The following is a 16,102-nucleotide window of genomic DNA, read 5'->3' as shown; positions in this document are numbered from 1 at the left end:
TCAGGAGACGGGGTTTTTCACATCTGAGGGCCGGCGATGCTTAGGCTGCTTGGATGTTGGAAGCTTGCTTGCCTTTAGGGCCTTGCGTGACTTCGAATTGAACTTTTTGACCTTCTTTGAGGGTCTTGAAACCGTTCATGTTGATTGCGGAGAAATGAGCAAACAAATCTTCGCCGCCATCATCTGGAGTGATGAAGCCAAAACCTTTGGAATCATTGAACCACTTAACTGTACCTGTTGCCATAAAAAGAACTTTCAAAATTAAAACAAATCACACGAGCCATAAAAGCAAGAAGCTTCTTGCCCCCTCCTCGACGTCTCACTTCTTATCAAGCTGTACATTACTGCAACAGTCGATACAGCATTGTTGGCGGAATAAATAATGAAGTCAAGCGCTTTTCCATCGATATTGCCAAATTCTTCACGGCAACCAAAAAAGCAACTCTTGATTTTGACAGCAAGGTCGCCATCTGCGCACTATTAAGAAAACGCGTAAGATTGAAAACAATTGGAAAGGCGTAGATATTGCGCATGACAACCACTGTGAAAGCATTAGAATAAGCGTATGGCAACCAAGCATGACTCAGAAACCCTGCTGGAGCGGCAAGTGCTGAAGCCGCCGCCGCTCTATCAGGTAGCCTTGCTCAATGATGACTACACCCCGATGGAATTTGTGGTGGCCATCATTGAGGAGTATTTCAACAAGGACCGTGAAACGGCGACGCAAATCATGCTCAGTGTTCATCGCTACGGCAAAGGAGTGTGCGGCGTGTTCTCTAAAGATATAGCGTGTACCAAAGTGGAGTTCGTTTTAACGCATGCGCGCAAGGCAGGGCACCCCCTGCAGTGCGTGATGGAGGAAGTATGATTGCGCAGGAATTAGAAGTTAGTTTGCACATGGCGTTTGTCGAAGCTCGGCAGGCACGGCATGAATTCATCACGGTTGAGCATTTACTGCTGGCACTGCTGGACAATCCCTCCGCTGCCGAGGTGTTGCGTGCCTGCGCGGTCAATATTGAGGACCTGCGCAAGACCCTCACCAATTTCATCGGCGATAACACGCCGACCGTGCCTGGCACGGGCGAAGTCGACACCCAGCCGACGCTTGGTTTCCAGCGCGTCATCCAGCGCGCCATCATGCACGTCCAGTCCGCCTCGAATGGCAAGAAGGAAGTCACGGGCGCCAATGTGCTGGTGGCCATCTTCGGCGAAAAGGATTCGCATGCGGTCTACTACCTGCACCAGCAGGGCGTGACGCGCCTGGACGTGGTCAATTTCATTTCGCACGGCGTGCGCAAGGACCAGTCGACGGAAAGCGCGAAAGCCTCCGAAGGCGTGGAAGACGCGCCCGTCGAGGGCCAGCCGAAGGAAAGCCCGCTCGACCAGTTCACGCAAAACCTGAACAAGGCCGCTGCCGAAGGCAAGATCGACCCGCTGATCGGCCGCGAGGAAGAAGTCGACCGCGTGATCCAGATCCTGTGCCGCCGCCGCAAGAACAATCCGCTGCTCGTCGGCGAGGCGGGCGTGGGCAAGACGGCCATCGCCGAAGGCCTGGCCTATCGCATCACGCAAAGCGACGTGCCGGAAATCCTGCAAAATGCCGTCGTGTATTCGCTGGATATGGGCGCCTTGCTGGCCGGTACCAAATACCGCGGTGACTTCGAGCAGCGCCTGAAAGCCGTGCTCAAGCAATTGAAGGACAATCCGAACGGCATCCTGTTCATCGATGAAATCCACACCATCATCGGTGCGGGCTCGGCCTCGGGCGGCACCCTGGACGCCTCCAACTTGCTGAAACCGGCACTGGCGAATGGCCAGTTGAAATGCATCGGTGCGACCACGTACACGGAATTCCGCGGCGTGTTTGAGAAAGATCATGCGCTCTCCCGCCGTTTCCAGAAAGTGGACGTCAACGAGCCGACCGTCGAGCAAACCATTCAGATTCTGCGCGGCCTCAAGTCGCGCTTCGAAGAACATCACGGCGTGAAATACTCGGCCTCGGCCCTGTCGACGGCGGCCGAACTGGCGGCGCGCTTCATCAACGACCGTCATCTGCCCGACAAGGCGATCGATGTCATCGATGAAGCGGGCGCGGCGCAGCGCATCTTGCCGAAGTCGAAGCAAAAGAAAACCATCGGCAAGGCCGAGATCGAGGACATCATTGCCAAGATCGCGCGCATTCCGCCGCAAACGGTCAACCAGGACGACCGCAGCAAGCTGCAGACGATCGACCGCGACTTGCGCAATGTCGTGTTCGGACAAGATCCCGCCATCGACGCGCTGGCGTCGGCCATCAAGATGGCGCGTGCCGGCCTGGGCAAGACGGACAAGCCGATCGGCTCCTTCCTGTTTTCCGGTCCGACCGGTGTCGGCAAGACCGAGGTGGCCAAGCAACTGGCCTTCATCCTCGGCATCGAGCTGATCCGTTTCGACATGTCGGAATACATGGAACGCCACGCCGTCAGTCGCTTGATCGGCGCGCCGCCGGGCTACGTCGGTTTCGACCAGGGCGGCTTGCTGACGGAAGCGATCACCAAGAAGCCGCATGCGGTCTTGCTGCTCGATGAAATTGAAAAAGCCCATCCGGACATTTTCAATATCCTGCTGCAAGTGATGGACCATGGCACCTTGACGGATAACAATGGCCGCAAAGCTGATTTCCGCAACGTGATCATCATCATGACCACCAATGCGGGTGCGGAAAGCTTGCAGAAAGCCTCGATCGGTTTCACCAATTCCAAGCAGGCAGGCGACGAGATGGCCGACATCAAGCGCATGTTCACGCCGGAATTCCGTAATCGCATCGACGCGACCATCAGCTTCCGCGCACTGGACCAGGACATCATCCTGCGCGTGGTCGACAAGTTCCTGATGCAGCTGGAAGAGCAGTTGCACGAGAAAAAGGTCGAAGCCGTGTTTACCGAGAAGCTGCGTGCTTTCCTCGGCAAGAAAGGCTTCGATCCGCTGATGGGCGCGCGGCCGATGGCACGCCTGATCCAGGATCTGATCCGCAAGGCTCTGGCCGACGAGCTGTTGTTCGGCCGCCTGGTCACCGGCGGACGGGTCACCGTCGACCTCGACGACAAGGACCAGGTCTTGCTGGAATTCCCGGAACCGCCAGACGCGGCGCCGACGGCAGCACCGGAAACGGTGGAAGTCGAGTAAGAACACCGAACCAAACCTACTGCGCGTCGCGATTTGCGGCCTCCGATGCTCACTGTGCTAAAGCACAGCTCCGCTTCTCGGCCGCAACTCGCTGCCGCTCGCTACGGTTTTGTTCGGCGTTCAGAGCGTTTCTGCTCTTGTCGAAAAACCCGCCCACGCAAGTGGCGCGGGTTTTTTTACGTTTTTGTGGGCAATAAAGAAGGTTTTCTTTGGTCGCGCTTATGCCAGAATTGCTGTCCGGTATCGACATGATGTCCATGCCCCCTGACCGCTATCTGGATGCCCACATGAAAATTTCCCGTACTCTCGCCTTCCTGTTGTTTTCCGCCGGCCTGCTGGCTGACGCTGCGGCCGCCGCCGCCGCCGCCGCCACCGCGCCTGCCGGCAGCTATTTCCGTTTTCCCGCCGTACGCGGCGACACCGTCGTCTTCACGGCCGAAGGCGATTTGTGGAAAAGCAGCGTGCGCGGCGGCGCGGCGCAGCGCCTGACCACGCATCCCGGCTATGAAACGAACGCGGCGATTTCGCGCGACGGCCTGTGGCTGGCCTTTTCCGCCGCCTACGAAGGGGCACAGGAGGCGTATGTGATGCCGCTGGCGGGCGGCTTGCCGCGCCGTATTTCCTTTGATAATGGCGGCGTGCTGGTGCTGGGCTGGACGGCGCAGGGCGAAGTGCTGGTCAGCACGCAAAACACGGACGGTCCCGCTTCGCGCCGTATCGTCGCCGCCATCGATCCCGTGAAACAGACGCGGCGCGTGTTTCCCGTGGCTGACGCCAACGACGCCGTGCTCGACGATGCGGGCAAGACGCTGTTCTTCACGCGTTTCGGCCTGGCTGTGACCAACGACAATGTGCGCAACTATCGGGGCGGTGCGCATGCCACCCTGTGGCGCTACGACCTGGACGGCAAGGGTGAGGCCGTGTGCATGCACGCGGAGCCTGCCGTGTTGGCGGGCAACAACAAGCGCCCCATGTGGTGGCAGGGTCGCGTGTATTACATCAGCGACGCGGGCGGCAGCGACAATCTGTGGAGCATGCTGCCCGACGGCTCCGACCGCCGCGTATTGACGTCCCATAAGCAATGGGACGTGCGCAATGCTTCCTTGGGCGATGGCAAGATCGTGTATCAATTGGGCGCCGACCTGCAGGTGCTGGACCTGGCGGCAGGGACGGACTCATCGCCGTTGCCGATCAACCTCGTATCCGATTTTGACCAGCAGCGCGCGCGCCAGATCCGCTCGCCGCTCGATACCTTGAGCAATGTGCAGCTGTCGGGCAAGGATGAGCGCATCATCCTCACTGCAAGGGGCCGTGTCAGCATCGCCGGCACGGGCAGCCTGCGCCGCGTCGATATCGCCATTCCCGAAGGGGCGCGGGCGCGCGATGCCGTCTTTTCCAGCGACGAGAAATCCGTGTTCGCCATCGTCGACACGAGCGGAGAGAACGAAATCTGGAAGTACGCCGCCGATGGTTCGGGCAAAGGTGAGCAGCTGACGACGCAGGGCGACAACCACCGCTGGAAACTGTACCCGTCGCCGGATGGGCGCTGGCTGGCGCACACGGACAAGAAGGGCCGTTTCTGGCTGCTGGACCTGGCGACCAGGGGCAACCAGCTGATCGACGACGCGGGCAAGGCGGGCGTGGACAAGCACGACGAAGTGCAATGGTCGCCCGACAGCCGCAACCTGGCCATCGTGCGCGTGGCCAGCAACGAGCAGCGCGAGCAGATCGGCTTGTACAACCTCGCCTCGAAACAGCTGCAATTCGTCACCAGCGACCGCTACACGTCCGGTTCGCCCGTGTTTTCACCCGACGGGCGCTGGTTGTATTTCCTGTCGGCACGCAATTTCCAGCTGGCCAACGGTTCGCCGTGGGGCGACCGCAACATGGGCCCCGTGTTCGACAAGCGCATTGGCGTGTATGCGCTGGCGCTGCAGCCGGGCAACCGTTTTCCGTTCCAGCCCGACGATGAGCTGAGCCGTCCGGGTGTGAAACCGGCCGAGACGGACGATGAAAAGGCGGCCGAACTGGCGGCGGAAAAGGCCCTGGAGAAGGCGGGCGGCAAGACGAGCGTGAAGAAAGCGCCGGCGGCCCTGCCGGACGTCGTCTTCAAGGGCCTGGCCGAGCGCCTGTATGAAGTACCGCTGGCGGCGGGCAATTACGGTGCGCTGGCCATGGATGACAAGCGCCTGTACTTCATCGAGCGGGAAAGCGGCGAGAACAAGTCCAGCCTGAAAACGCTCGCCATTGGCAATACCGGCTCCAAGCCGGAACTGCTGGTGGCCAATGTGCGCGAATTCGACCTGGCGCAGGATAAAAAGCATTTGTACTACCGCACTGTAGCGGCCACCGGCCCGGGTGAGATGCTGGTGATCGAGGCGGGCGCCAAGCTGCCGTCCGACCTGTCGAAGGCGAAAGTAAAAGTCGACGACTGGACGTTTGTGTCGAACCCGCGCCTGGAATGGAAGCAGATGTTCAACGACGCCTGGCGCTTGCACCGCGATTTCCTGTACGACGCGAAGATGCGCGGCGTGAACTGGAAGGCGGCGCGCGACAAATATGCGCCACTGGTCGAGCGGGTCACGGATCGGGCCGAGCTCAATGACGTGCTGGGCATGATGGTGGCCGAAGTAGGCGCCCTGCATTCGCAGATCCGTCCCGGCGAATTGCGCCGCACGGAGCAGGAAGGCACGCCGGCCGGCCTGGGCGCCGTGCTGGCGCGCACTGGCGACGGCTACCTGGTCGAGCATGTCTACCGCAGCGAAGCGGAATTGCCCTCGGCGCGCGCACCGCTGTCGCGCCCTGAAGTGGATGTGAAGGCGGGCGACGTGATCACGGCCGTCAACGGCAAGGACGTGCTGGCCGCGCGCGATATCAGCGACCTGCTGCTGAACCAGGCCGACAAGCAGGTGCTGCTGCAGGTCAAACGGGACAATGGCAAGGGCGCGCCGCGCGCCGTCATCGTCACGCCCGTCAACATGGCGAAACAGACGGCGCTGCGCTATGGCGACTGGGAATTGAGCCGTGCCGAACAGGTGGCTGCCGCCTCGCAGGGGCGCATCGGCTACCTGCACCTGCGCGCCATGGGCGCGAACGACATCGCCTCGTTCGCGCGCGACTTTTACGCCAACATCAACCGCGAAGGCCTGATCATCGACGTGCGGCGCAATAACGGCGGCAATATCGATAGCTGGATCATCGAAAAACTGCTGCGCAAGGCCTGGGCATACTGGGCGCCGCCGGGCGTGCAGCCATCGTCGAACATGCAGAACACCTTCCGCGGCCACCTGGTGGTGCTGGTCGATGAACTCACGTATTCGGATGGCGAGACCTTCGCCGCCGGCATCAAGGCATTGAAACTGGCACCGCTGGTAGGCAAGCGCACGGCCGGCGCCGGCGTCTGGCTGAGCGACAATACGCGCCTGGCCGACAATGGCATGGCGCGCGTGGCGGAAAACGGCCAGTTCGGCATCGATGGCCAGTGGCTGATCGAAGGCGTGGGCGTGGTGCCGGACGTCGAGGTGGAAAATCCGCCGCACGCCACTTTCAATGGCGCCGACCGCCAGCTGGAAGTGGCGCTCGACATGCTGGCGAAAAAACTCAAGGAGCAGCCGCGCCCCGCCTTCCAGGCGCAGCCTATCCCCGCGCTGAAGTAGTCGCGTTACAGGCCGCAGGCGGCCTTGAACTGTTGCGCGCGGCGGCGTGATACTTCCACCACGCTGCCGTCCAGCAGGTGCAGGTCGATGCCATCGGCCGCATTCGGCGCCACTTGCGCCACCTGCGCCAGGTTGACGATCTGGCGCCGGTTGGCGCGCAAGAACAGGGTGGGGTCGAGCTTTTCTTCCAGCTGGTTCAGGGTGCGCAGCAGCAGCGGATGCTGTGCACCAAAATGCACGCGCGTGTAGTTGCCTTCCGATTCGAGCAGGCGGATATCGTCAAACGCGACAAACCAGCAGCGTTCCCCATCCTTGATGAAGACCTTGCGCGGCGCGGGCGGCGGCATGGCTTGCGCCCGTGCGCCGGCACGCGCCAGGGCCGTGGCCAGGCGTGCCGCCTGCACGGGTTTTTGCAGGTAGTCGAGGGCGCTCACTTCAAACGCCTGCAGCGCGTACTGGTCGAAGGCCGTGCAAAAGATGACGTCGGGCGCATCGTCCAGCGCGGCCAGCAGGTCGAAGCCGGAGCCGCCCGGCATCTGCACGTCGAGCAGCAGCAGGTCCGGGTGCAGTTTGCCGATCTGCGCGATGGCGTCGGCCGCGCTGGCCGCCTCGCCGACGATCTCCACGGCGCCCCGCTGCACATGCGGCGCCAGCAGGCGCCGCAGCTCGGCGCGCGCCAGGCGCTCGTCATCGACCAGCATTACCTTGAGCGGCTGACCGTTCATGCCAGCTCCGGCACATGGATGGTGGCGTATATCCAGCCCGCCTGCTGGCGCAGTTCCAGGCTGGCGTGCTCGCCGCAAGCCAGCTGCAAACGCTGGCGCGCATTGCGCAAGCCGACGCAGGTGGAGTTACCTGGCTCGCGCAAGGCGCCCGTGTTGGCGACATCGATCCGCAGCATGGTGGCGCCGTCGGCAGGGCTGGAACGCTGCGCTGCAATGCGGATGTCGCCGCCATCGGCGCTTGTTTCCACGCCATATTTGACGGCGTTTTCCACCAGTGTTTGCAGGGCCATGGGCGGCACGCGCACGCGATCGATGCCGGGGGCGATGTCGAAGCTGACGCGCAGGCGATCCTCGAAGCGTATCTGTTCGATCGCCAGGTAGGCGCGCACGGCGTCCAGTTCGGCCGACAGCGGCACCGTCGCATGCTGGCTGGACTGCAGCGCGTGGCGCATCAGGTTGGCCAGCTGGTCGATCATCTGCGCGGCCGCCTCGCGGTCTTCGAAGATCAGGGCGCGCACGCTATTGAGGCTGTTGAAGAAAAAATGCGGATTGACTTGCGCCTGCAGCGCGCGCAGTTCCGCATCCCGTCCATGCAACTGCAGGCGCAGGGTTTCCGCTTCCAGGTGGGCGGCGCGGCGCAGCGACAGCGCGGTGAAGTAAAACACCGTTCAGGTCAGGAATACCCCGAACCAGAACAGCAGCGCACCGGGCAGCCATGCCAGGCCGCGCAGGACGTCGGGCGGATACATGACGTGGAAGGCGGTCGTCACGCTGGCCGTCTGGATGGCGGCCAGCAAGGCCAGCGAGGGCAAGATGCGTTTCCAGCGCAAGCCGTTCGCCGCCCAGCCGCGCCGGCGCAGGACGCCATGCCAGAGGTGCGACAGCAACAGCCCGCCCAAGCCCCCCCAGCAGGCAATCGTCACGACGATGCGCAGCTGCGAGGAGCCGCCATACACGCTGTTGAACAGGGTAAGTGCGCCCCAGCCGGCCAGCTGGAAGGTCCAGTACCAGTTGATCCTGGCCAGCAGCGGCGGCCGGTGCAAGGGTGCGTTCATTGCCTAGTCCAGGAACTGTTCGATGCGCGCATGCATCCAGTCCGGCTGGTCGTACATGATGAAATGGCGCGCCGTGTCGGCCAGCGCGATTTTTACGCCCGGCAGCTGTGCATACTGTTGCTGGAAGGTCGCTTCGATGGCGGCGCGCGGCGCATAATCCTTGTAGGCGATCCAGGTGCCCAGCACCAGCGTGGGCGACGTGATGCGTGCCACATCCTGGCGCAGGTCGCTGGCCATCAGCGTGCCCATGGTGCGGATGACCGTTTCGCGGTCCGAGCGCTGGCCCCAGCCGATGATGCGCTCCACGTCGGCCGGCGCGCTGGCCATGCCGGCGACGGTGCGGCGCTGGCTGGCGCTGGAGCTGGCCACATCCTGCGCGCGCATGGCCGATTGCATCTGGCTCGACATGGCTTGCAGCTGTTCCGGCGTGGCGTTTGGCATCTGCGTCACGCCCAGCGCCGGCAGCGAGTCGACGATCAGCAGCTTGCCCGTCTGGGCCGGATGATCGATGGCCATTTTCAACGCCAGGAAGCCGCCCAGGCTATGCCCGATGATGGCTGGCCGGCCCAGTTTCTGGGTGCTGATGTAGTCGGCCAGTTGCTGCTCCGCCTGCGCCAGCAGGTCGCCTTCGATGGGCGCCACGCCGGCAAAGCCGGCCAGGGTCAGCACATGGCAGGCGCGTCCTGTTTTCGGTCCGCACAGGCGCGCCACCGTGCCTTGCCAGACTTCGCCCGAGGATGCCAGGCCGGGAATCAGGATCAACGGGCGGCCCTGGCCCGTGACGTCGACCGTGAATGCAGTCGGGGCCGCGGCCCGGCTGGCACCCGCCAGCAGCACGGTACTGAGCAAGATCAATGTTTGCAATGTTCGTTTCATGATGTGTTCCTCCTTGACGACGATGCTAGCGGGCCAGGCGGCCCGCCGCCAGCACCGCGGGATGAGCGGCGGCAGGCAGGGATGAACGGTGCAAAAGATGCGGGTGCCGCTGCCGTACAGGTGCTGGCAGGCGTGGCGCATCGTTTTGAGCCATGGTCGTTTCCGTGCTTGAACACTCAGCCGGCGCGCAGGCGGCGCCACAGGGTGGTGCGGCTGATGCCGAGGTAATGGGCGGCCGCATCGCGGCGCCCGCCGAAGCGCGCCAGCACGGCGCTGGCGCTTTCCTCCTCTCGCTGCTGTGCAACGGCGGCAGCCGGCGCCGGCAAAGCCGTGGCCGGGCTGGCGTCTTGCGCCAACTCCGGCGCCACACCCAGCACGAAGGCGGGGGTCAGCGCCTGCAGCGGTTCGGCGGCCAGGAACAGCGCCAGGCGCTCGGCCAGGTTGCGCAGTTCGCGCACGTTGCCGGGCCAGTCGTAGCGGCGCAGCAGCGGCGCGCAGGCGATGATTTCCGCGTGCAGGTTGGGGTGTGGCCGCGCGCCCAGCGCGGCCAGCGCGTTTTTCAGCGACCATTCTGCCAGGCCTGGAATATCGCTGGCGCGTTCGCGCAAGGCGGGCAAATGCAGGCGCAGCACGGCCAGGCGGTAGAACAGGTCGGCGCGGAAGCGTCCTTCGCGGATACGCTGCTCCAGGTCGCAATGCGTGGCGCTGATGATGCGCACATGGATGGCGATGGGCCGCGTGCCGCCCACGCGCACCACTTCGCGCTCTTCCAGCACGCGCAGCAAGCGCGTTTGCAGGGCCAGCGGCATTTCGCCGATTTCATCGAGGAACAGGGTGCCGTGGTTGGCCGCTTCGAACAGGCCCGCATGGCCGCCCCGGCGCGCTCCCGTGAAGGCCCCATCCTCGTGGCCGAACAGTTCCGATTCCAGCAAGGACTCGGCGATGGCGCCGCAATTGATGGCGATGAAGGGCCGGTTCGCGCCCAGGCTGCGCGGGCTTTCGCGGTGGATCGCCTGCGCCACCAGCTCCTTGCCGCTGCCCGTCTCGCCCTGGATCAGCACCGTCGCCGGCGAGCGGGCATACAGCACCACCGACTGGCGCAGCGCTTCCATCGCTTCCGATTCGCCGCGCAAGTCGTGCAGGCCGTGGCGCGCGCGCAGGGTGTCGGCCACCACCGTGCGCCGTCCCCGGTTCGATTCGATCTGGGTCAGGCGGGCCAGTTCCAGCGCGTCGTCGAAGGCGCGCCGGATGGCCGTGGCCGAATACACGAAGACGGCGGCCAGCCCTGCCTCCTCGGCCAGGTCGGTGACGAGGCCCGCGCCGACGACGGCTTTGACGCCGGCCGCCTTCAATTCATTGATCTGCGCGCGCGCGTCTTCCTCGGTGGCATAGGTGCGCTGCGCGATCTGGAAGCCGAAGGTGGCGGCAAATTCGGCCAGTTCCGGCATCGGATCCTGGTAGGTGACGACGCCGATGTCCGGCGAGATGCGCCGCGCGCGCGCCAGCGCCTGCATCACGTCGTAGCCGCTGGCCTTGGCGATGATGACGGGTACCGACAGCCGGCCTTTCAGGTAGGCGCCGTTCGAACCGGCCGCGATGACGGCGTCGCAGCGTTCGGTGGCCATGCGTTCGCGGATGTGGCGCACGGCGTCGTCGAAACCCAGGTTGATCGGTTCAATCGTCGCCAGGTCGTCGTATTCGAGCGTGATGTCGCGGAACAGGTCGAACAAACGCGAGACGGAGACGGTCCAGATGACGGGTTTGTCGCGGTGGTCGAGCGGAGGTTGGGGAGGGCGGCGCATGCTTTATTCTAAACGATTTGTTTCATTTTATTCCCATGCAACGGCGGTGCAACGGGCGTGTTGCAAGTGGTCTGTGGCGTTTCAGATATTGCCAATAAGGAATATGAAAAAACCCCGGGAAACTGGTTTATGATCTGACAGCACTATGATGCCTGACGAATATATTGCTCAGGTGCATTCCGACCGCTAACAACCGACCCATGGTGTTCATGAACCGCGTACCGACCAGTCCCGATTTCATCGCCGATGCCTTGCAGCTGATCGCCTTGCCCGCCTGCGCCTGCGATGCCTGCGGCATGGTCGTCGCGGTGAATGGCGCCTTGAGCGCCTTGCTGGGCAGGGATGTGTCGGGCTGCCTGCTGGCCGACTGTTTTACGGACGCCTACCGCGCGTCGAGCACCAGCATGCTGCGTGGCGCGCTGGGTGCGGCCGGGCGCGAGCGGCACTGGGACAGCAGCCTGGAGGGAATCGATGCGGCCATCGCCGTGCAGGTATGGGCCAAGCCGCTGCCGGTGGGCGATGGCTTGCCGGGCGCGACCCTGGTGTTTGCCGACATCAGCGTGCAGCAGCGCGACCAGCAAGCCTTGCGCAAGACCTTGCTGGAACAGCAGGCCATCCTGGAAAGCGCGGCCGTCGGTATCGTGTTTTCCAGGGGCGGCTTCATCGAGGAGTGCAATATCCGCGCCGCCGAGATGCTCGGCTATGCGCGCCACCAGTTGACGGGCATGCCGGGCGCGGTGCTGTATCGCTCCGCCGAGCATTGCCGCAACTTGGGGCTGGAAGCGGCGCCGCTGCTTTCCAAGGGCAAGCCGTACCGCACCGAACTGGAATTGCGGCGCCAGGATGGCACGCTGTTCTGGAGCCGGCTGCACGGGCGCGCCGTCGATCCCTTGAATACCCATGACGGCACCGTATGGATCATCGAAGATATCAGCGACCACCGGCGCGATGAAGACCAGCTGCGCCGTGCCATGCTGGAAATGCAGGCCGTGATGGACAACGCGCCGCTGGCCATCGGTTTCCAGCGCGACAAGGGCGTGCTGCGCTACAACCGCCGCTTCGCCGAATGCTTCGGCTTTGATGGCGACAGCGGCGTGGGCCTGGCCGTCGCCGACCTGTACCCGTCGCGCGCGGCCTATGAGAACGTGGTGCGGCAAGCGTCGCCCTTGCTGCGGCGCGGCCAGCCGTTCCAGGGCGAGATGGAGATGCGCCGCCGCGACGGTTCTACATTCTGGGCGCTGGCATATGGCTACGTGCTGAACCCGGAGAGCCAGACCGACCGCGGCTTGCGCGACACGATCTGGCTGTTCGACGACCGCAGCGCGCAGAAAGCGGCCGAGGAGGCCACGCGCCAGCTGATGCTGGAGCAGCAGGCCATCCTCGACAATGCGTCCGTCGGCATCCTGTTTTCGCGTTCGCGCCTGGTCTTGCGCTGCAATCCCCGCTTCGCCGAAATGTTCGGCTACGCGCAGGAGGAGATGACGGGCTTGCCCGCCGCCGAGCTGTTTCCCTCACCCGCCGCCTACGCAGCGTTTGGCGTGCAAGCCACGCCACTGCTGGGACAGGGCTTGCCGTACGAGCAGGATGAAGTGCTGTTCCGCCGCCGCGATGGCAGCCTGTTCTGGTGCCGCATCCGCGCCAAGGCCGTTGACCAGGAGCATAGCGAGCAGGGCACCATCTGGATACTCGAAGACGTCACGGACAGCCGCCAGGCGCAGATGGAAGTGGCGGCCATCATGACGAATGCCTCGGTGAGCATCCTGTATACCAAGAACCGCCAGATCACGCGCTATAACCTGGGCTTTGCCACGATGTTCGGCTACAGCGGCGACGAGGCGCTGGGCCTGCCCGGGCGCGCGCTGTATGTGTCGCAGCAGTCCTACGAGTTGCTGGGCGCGGCGGCCTTCCCTTTCCTGTCGGTGGCCAAGCCGTTCCAGACGGAAGTGGAAATGATGCGCCGCGACGGCAGCACCTTGTGGGCGCAGCTGATCGCCTATGTCGTCAATCCGGACGATCCGGCCGCCGGCACCATCTGGATCATCGAAGACCGCACGGAAGCGAAGCGCGCCGAAGAATCCTTGCGCAATGCGCTGCTGGAAAACCAGGCCATCCTCGACAGCGCCGTGCTGGGCATCTCGGTGGTGGAGGGCGGCTACAATTTGCGTGCCAACAGCAAGATGGAAGAGCTGTTCGGCTATGGACCCGGCGAGATCAACGGCCTGTCGGTGCAGGCCCTGTATCCGGACGTGGCTGCGTGGAAGACGGCACGCGGCGAGACGGCGCGCGACTTCGAGGCCGGCAGGGTGCACATGTCGGAATACCAGCTGGTGCGCAAGGATGGCAGCCGCTTCTGGGCGCGCCTGTCCGGCCGGCCATTCGACCTGGCGCATGCGCATGGCCGTTCCGTGTGGCTGGTCGACGACGTGACGGCGCGCCGCGAGGCGGCCGAGGCGGTGCGCCGTGCGCGCGACGAACTGGAGCTGCGCGTGCACGAACGCACGGCTGAACTGGCCGGCGCCAATTTGCTGCTGCAGGGCGAGATCGCCGAGCGGCGCCAGGCCGAGGCGCGCGTGCATCACATGGCTTACCACGACAACCTGACGGGCTTGCCGAACCGCGCACTGTTGTCGGACCGCCTGGAGCGGGCCATGCTGTCCTCGCAGCGCTCCGGGCGCAAGCTGGCCGTGATGTTCATCGACCTGGACCGCTTCAAGACCATCAACGATTCGCTGGGCCACATGACGGGCGATGTGCTGCTCAAGGAAGTGGCTGCCCGGCTGTGCCACGCGGTGCGCGCCAGCGACACGGTGGCGCGCCTGGGCGGCGATGAATTCGTCGTGCTGGTGCCGGGCATCCGCGACAGCGACGAGGCGGCGCGCGTGGCCGAGAAGGTCATCGAGGCGCTGACGCCCGCTTTTCCGCTCGATGGCCATGTGCTGCACGTCACGCCGTCCATCGGCATCTGCGTGTATCCGGACGATGGCGGCGATGTCGACGCCCTGATGCGCCATGCCGATGCGGCCATGTACCACGCCAAGGGCAATGGCCGCAATAATTACCAGTTCTTCACGCAGACGATGAACCAGGCGGCGGCCCTGCACTTCGACCTGGAAAGCAGCTTGCGCACGGCGCTGGCGCTGCAGCAGTTCGAACTGTTTTACCAGCCCATCATCGATATCGCCACGCGCCGCCTGCATGGCATGGAAGTGCTGCTGCGGTGGCGCCGTCCCGGCCATGGCCTGGTGCTGCCGGACCGCTTCATTCCCATCATGGAGGAAAACGGCTTGATCGTGCCGGTGGGCGAATGGGTCATGCGCCAGGCCTGCGAGCAAAGCATGGCCTGGCAGCGCCAGGGCTTGCAGCCCGTGCCCCTGGCGGTGAATTTGTCGCCGCGCCAGTTCATGCACAAGGGCCTGGTGACGGCCATCGGCGCCGTGATGCGGGAAACGGGCATCGATCCGGCGCTGCTGGAATTCGAGATCACCGAGACGGCGCTGATGCAGCACGGCGAGCATACGCTGGAGATTTTGCGGCAGATCAATGGCATGGGCCTGCGCCTGTCGATCGACGATTTCGGCACCGGCTATTCCAGCCTGGCCTACCTGAAGCGCTTCCCCGTGAAAAAGGTCAAGATCGACCGTGCCTTCATCAAGGACCTGGAACACAGCGCGGAAGACCGCGCCATCGTGGCGGCCATTATCGCGCTGGCCGACAGCCTGCAATTGTCGACCGTGGCCGAGGGCGTGGAGACGGAAGAACAGTTCGCCCTGCTGCAGGAGAAAGGCTGCCGCTATGCGCAGGGTTATCTGTTTTCCGCGCCCGTACCAGCTGCAAATGCGCAATCGCTGCTGGAACGGTTTCCTGCTTAGTCGATGGTGGCAACGACGGGCGCATGGTCGGACGGCTGCTCCCACTTGCGGGGCACGCGGTCGATCACGCAGGCCGTGCAGCGGGCACTCAGGGCGGGCGAAAGCAGGATATGGTCGATGCGCAAGCCCTTGTTCAGGCGGAAGCCCAACTGGCGGTAGTCCCACCAGCTGAACGATTTTTCCGCCTGTTCGAACAGGCGGAAGGCGTCCGTCAGGCCGATGTCGAACAGGCGCTGCAGGGCGGCGCGTTCCTTGTCCGAGACCAGCACCTGGCCGGCCCAGGCGACGGGGTCGTGCACGTCGCGGTCGTCGGGGGCGATATTGTAGTCGCCCACGACGGCCAGCTGCGGGTGCTGCCGCGCTTCTTCGGCCAGCCAGTCGTGCAGGGCGGACAGCCAGCCCAGCTTGTACTCGTATTTGTCCGAGTCGACGCTCTGGCCGTTCGGCACGTAGGCGCAGACGACGCGCACGCCACCGATCGTGGCGGCCAGGATGCGCTGCTGCGCATCTTCATAGAGGGGATTGTTCTTCACCACGTCGGTGATCGGCAGCTTCGACAGGATGGCCACGCCGTTGTAGGTTTTCTGGCCGCTGAAGACCACCTGATAACCAGCCGCCTCGATCTCGGCGACGGGGAACTTATCATCCGTGAGCTTGGTCTCTTGCAAGCAGAGTATGTCGACCGGATTGTCGGTCAGCCACTGCAGCACTTGCGGCAGGCGCACTTTGAGTGAGTTGACGTTCCAGGTGGCGAGTTTCATGGGAAAAATCCTTGCTTGAATAGATATCGATAAGCGCGAATCTTACCGCATGCGTGTCGCCGGCGTCCTGCGCGCCGCTTGTCGCGCAAGCACATTATTTTCCCACGGGGAAAAAGAGTGTTCATAAAGTATTTATATTTAGCCAATCGTGGCGCATGAATATTATGTTTTTGTGTATGATTGATCAACCCCT

The 16,102-nt window shown here is 63.6% G+C and carries 11 protein-coding genes; 4 read left to right on the top strand and 7 right to left on the bottom strand.

Features of this window, described 5'->3' with window-relative positions; genetic code table 11:
• Window positions 1–40 precede the first annotated feature (40 nt).
• On the bottom strand, window positions 41–244 hold the full coding sequence (locus O0882_RS17205) for a cold-shock protein (RefSeq protein WP_010395943.1): 204 nt from the start codon (window positions 242–244) through the stop codon (window positions 41–43).
• A 321-nt stretch (window positions 245–565) separates the two neighbouring features.
• Between O0882_RS17205 and clpS the strand changes: the two genes are divergently transcribed.
• The 3 genes from clpS (at window position 566) to O0882_RS17190 (ending at window position 6,821) form a co-directional block, all read left to right on the top strand.
• A complete protein-coding gene (gene clpS / locus O0882_RS17200; RefSeq protein WP_071078868.1) occupies window positions 566–868 on the top strand; it encodes an ATP-dependent Clp protease adapter ClpS in 303 nt (100 codons plus the stop codon).
• Window positions 865–3,165, top strand: coding sequence for an ATP-dependent Clp protease ATP-binding subunit ClpA (gene clpA / locus O0882_RS17195; RefSeq protein WP_289949921.1), 2,301 nt, complete (start codon window positions 865–867; stop codon window positions 3,163–3,165). Before clpS ends, clpA begins: the two co-directional genes overlap by 4 nt.
• Before the next feature lie 287 nt (window positions 3,166–3,452).
• On the top strand, window positions 3,453–6,821 hold the full coding sequence (locus O0882_RS17190; RefSeq protein ID WP_289949920.1) for a S41 family peptidase: 3,369 nt from the start codon (window positions 3,453–3,455) through the stop codon (window positions 6,819–6,821).
• A gap of 5 nt (window positions 6,822–6,826) precedes the next feature.
• Here the strand turns inward: O0882_RS17190 and O0882_RS17185 are convergent, their stop codons facing one another.
• The 5 genes from O0882_RS17185 to prpR all read right to left on the bottom strand — a co-directional run bounded on the left by O0882_RS17185 (window position 6,827) and on the right by prpR (window position 11,279).
• Window positions 6,827–7,546 carry a LytTR family DNA-binding domain-containing protein gene (locus O0882_RS17185; RefSeq protein ID WP_289949918.1) on the bottom strand — a complete coding sequence of 240 codons (720 nt, stop codon included), beginning with the start codon at window positions 7,544–7,546 and terminating at the stop codon, window positions 6,827–6,829.
• Complete coding sequence (locus O0882_RS17180; protein ID WP_289949915.1) at window positions 7,543–8,211, bottom strand: histidine kinase; 669 nt, start codon at window positions 8,209–8,211, stop codon at window positions 7,543–7,545. Before O0882_RS17180 ends, O0882_RS17185 begins: the two co-directional genes overlap by 4 nt.
• Before the next feature lie 3 nt (window positions 8,212–8,214).
• On the bottom strand, window positions 8,215–8,601 hold the full coding sequence (locus tag O0882_RS17175; RefSeq protein ID WP_289949913.1) for a hypothetical protein: 387 nt from the start codon (window positions 8,599–8,601) through the stop codon (window positions 8,215–8,217).
• A 3-nt stretch (window positions 8,602–8,604) separates the two neighbouring features.
• Window positions 8,605–9,477 carry an alpha/beta hydrolase gene (locus tag O0882_RS17170; RefSeq protein ID WP_289949912.1) on the bottom strand — a complete coding sequence of 291 codons (873 nt, stop codon included), beginning with the start codon at window positions 9,475–9,477 and terminating at the stop codon, window positions 8,605–8,607.
• Between the two features lie 176 nt (window positions 9,478–9,653).
• On the bottom strand, window positions 9,654–11,279 hold the full coding sequence (gene prpR / locus O0882_RS17165; protein WP_289949910.1) for a propionate catabolism operon regulatory protein PrpR: 1,626 nt from the start codon (window positions 11,277–11,279) through the stop codon (window positions 9,654–9,656).
• Between the two features lie 209 nt (window positions 11,280–11,488).
• On the opposite strand from prpR, the gene O0882_RS17160 reads away from it, so the two are divergent.
• Complete coding sequence (locus O0882_RS17160; protein ID WP_289949908.1) at window positions 11,489–15,148, top strand: bifunctional diguanylate cyclase/phosphodiesterase; 3,660 nt, start codon at window positions 11,489–11,491, stop codon at window positions 15,146–15,148.
• Here O0882_RS17160 and xth read toward each other — a convergent pair.
• Complete coding sequence (gene xth, locus O0882_RS17155; RefSeq protein ID WP_289949906.1) at window positions 15,145–15,909, bottom strand: exodeoxyribonuclease III; 765 nt, start codon at window positions 15,907–15,909, stop codon at window positions 15,145–15,147. The genes O0882_RS17160 and xth overlap by 4 nt on opposite strands.
• Window positions 15,910–16,102 lie beyond the last annotated feature (193 nt).

This window comes from Janthinobacterium sp. SUN073, assembly GCF_030397665.1.
Classification (GTDB): domain Bacteria; phylum Pseudomonadota; class Gammaproteobacteria; order Burkholderiales; family Burkholderiaceae_D; genus Janthinobacterium.
The sequence above is the reverse complement of the archived record's forward strand: the minus strand, read 5'-3'. Positions and strand labels throughout refer to the sequence as shown.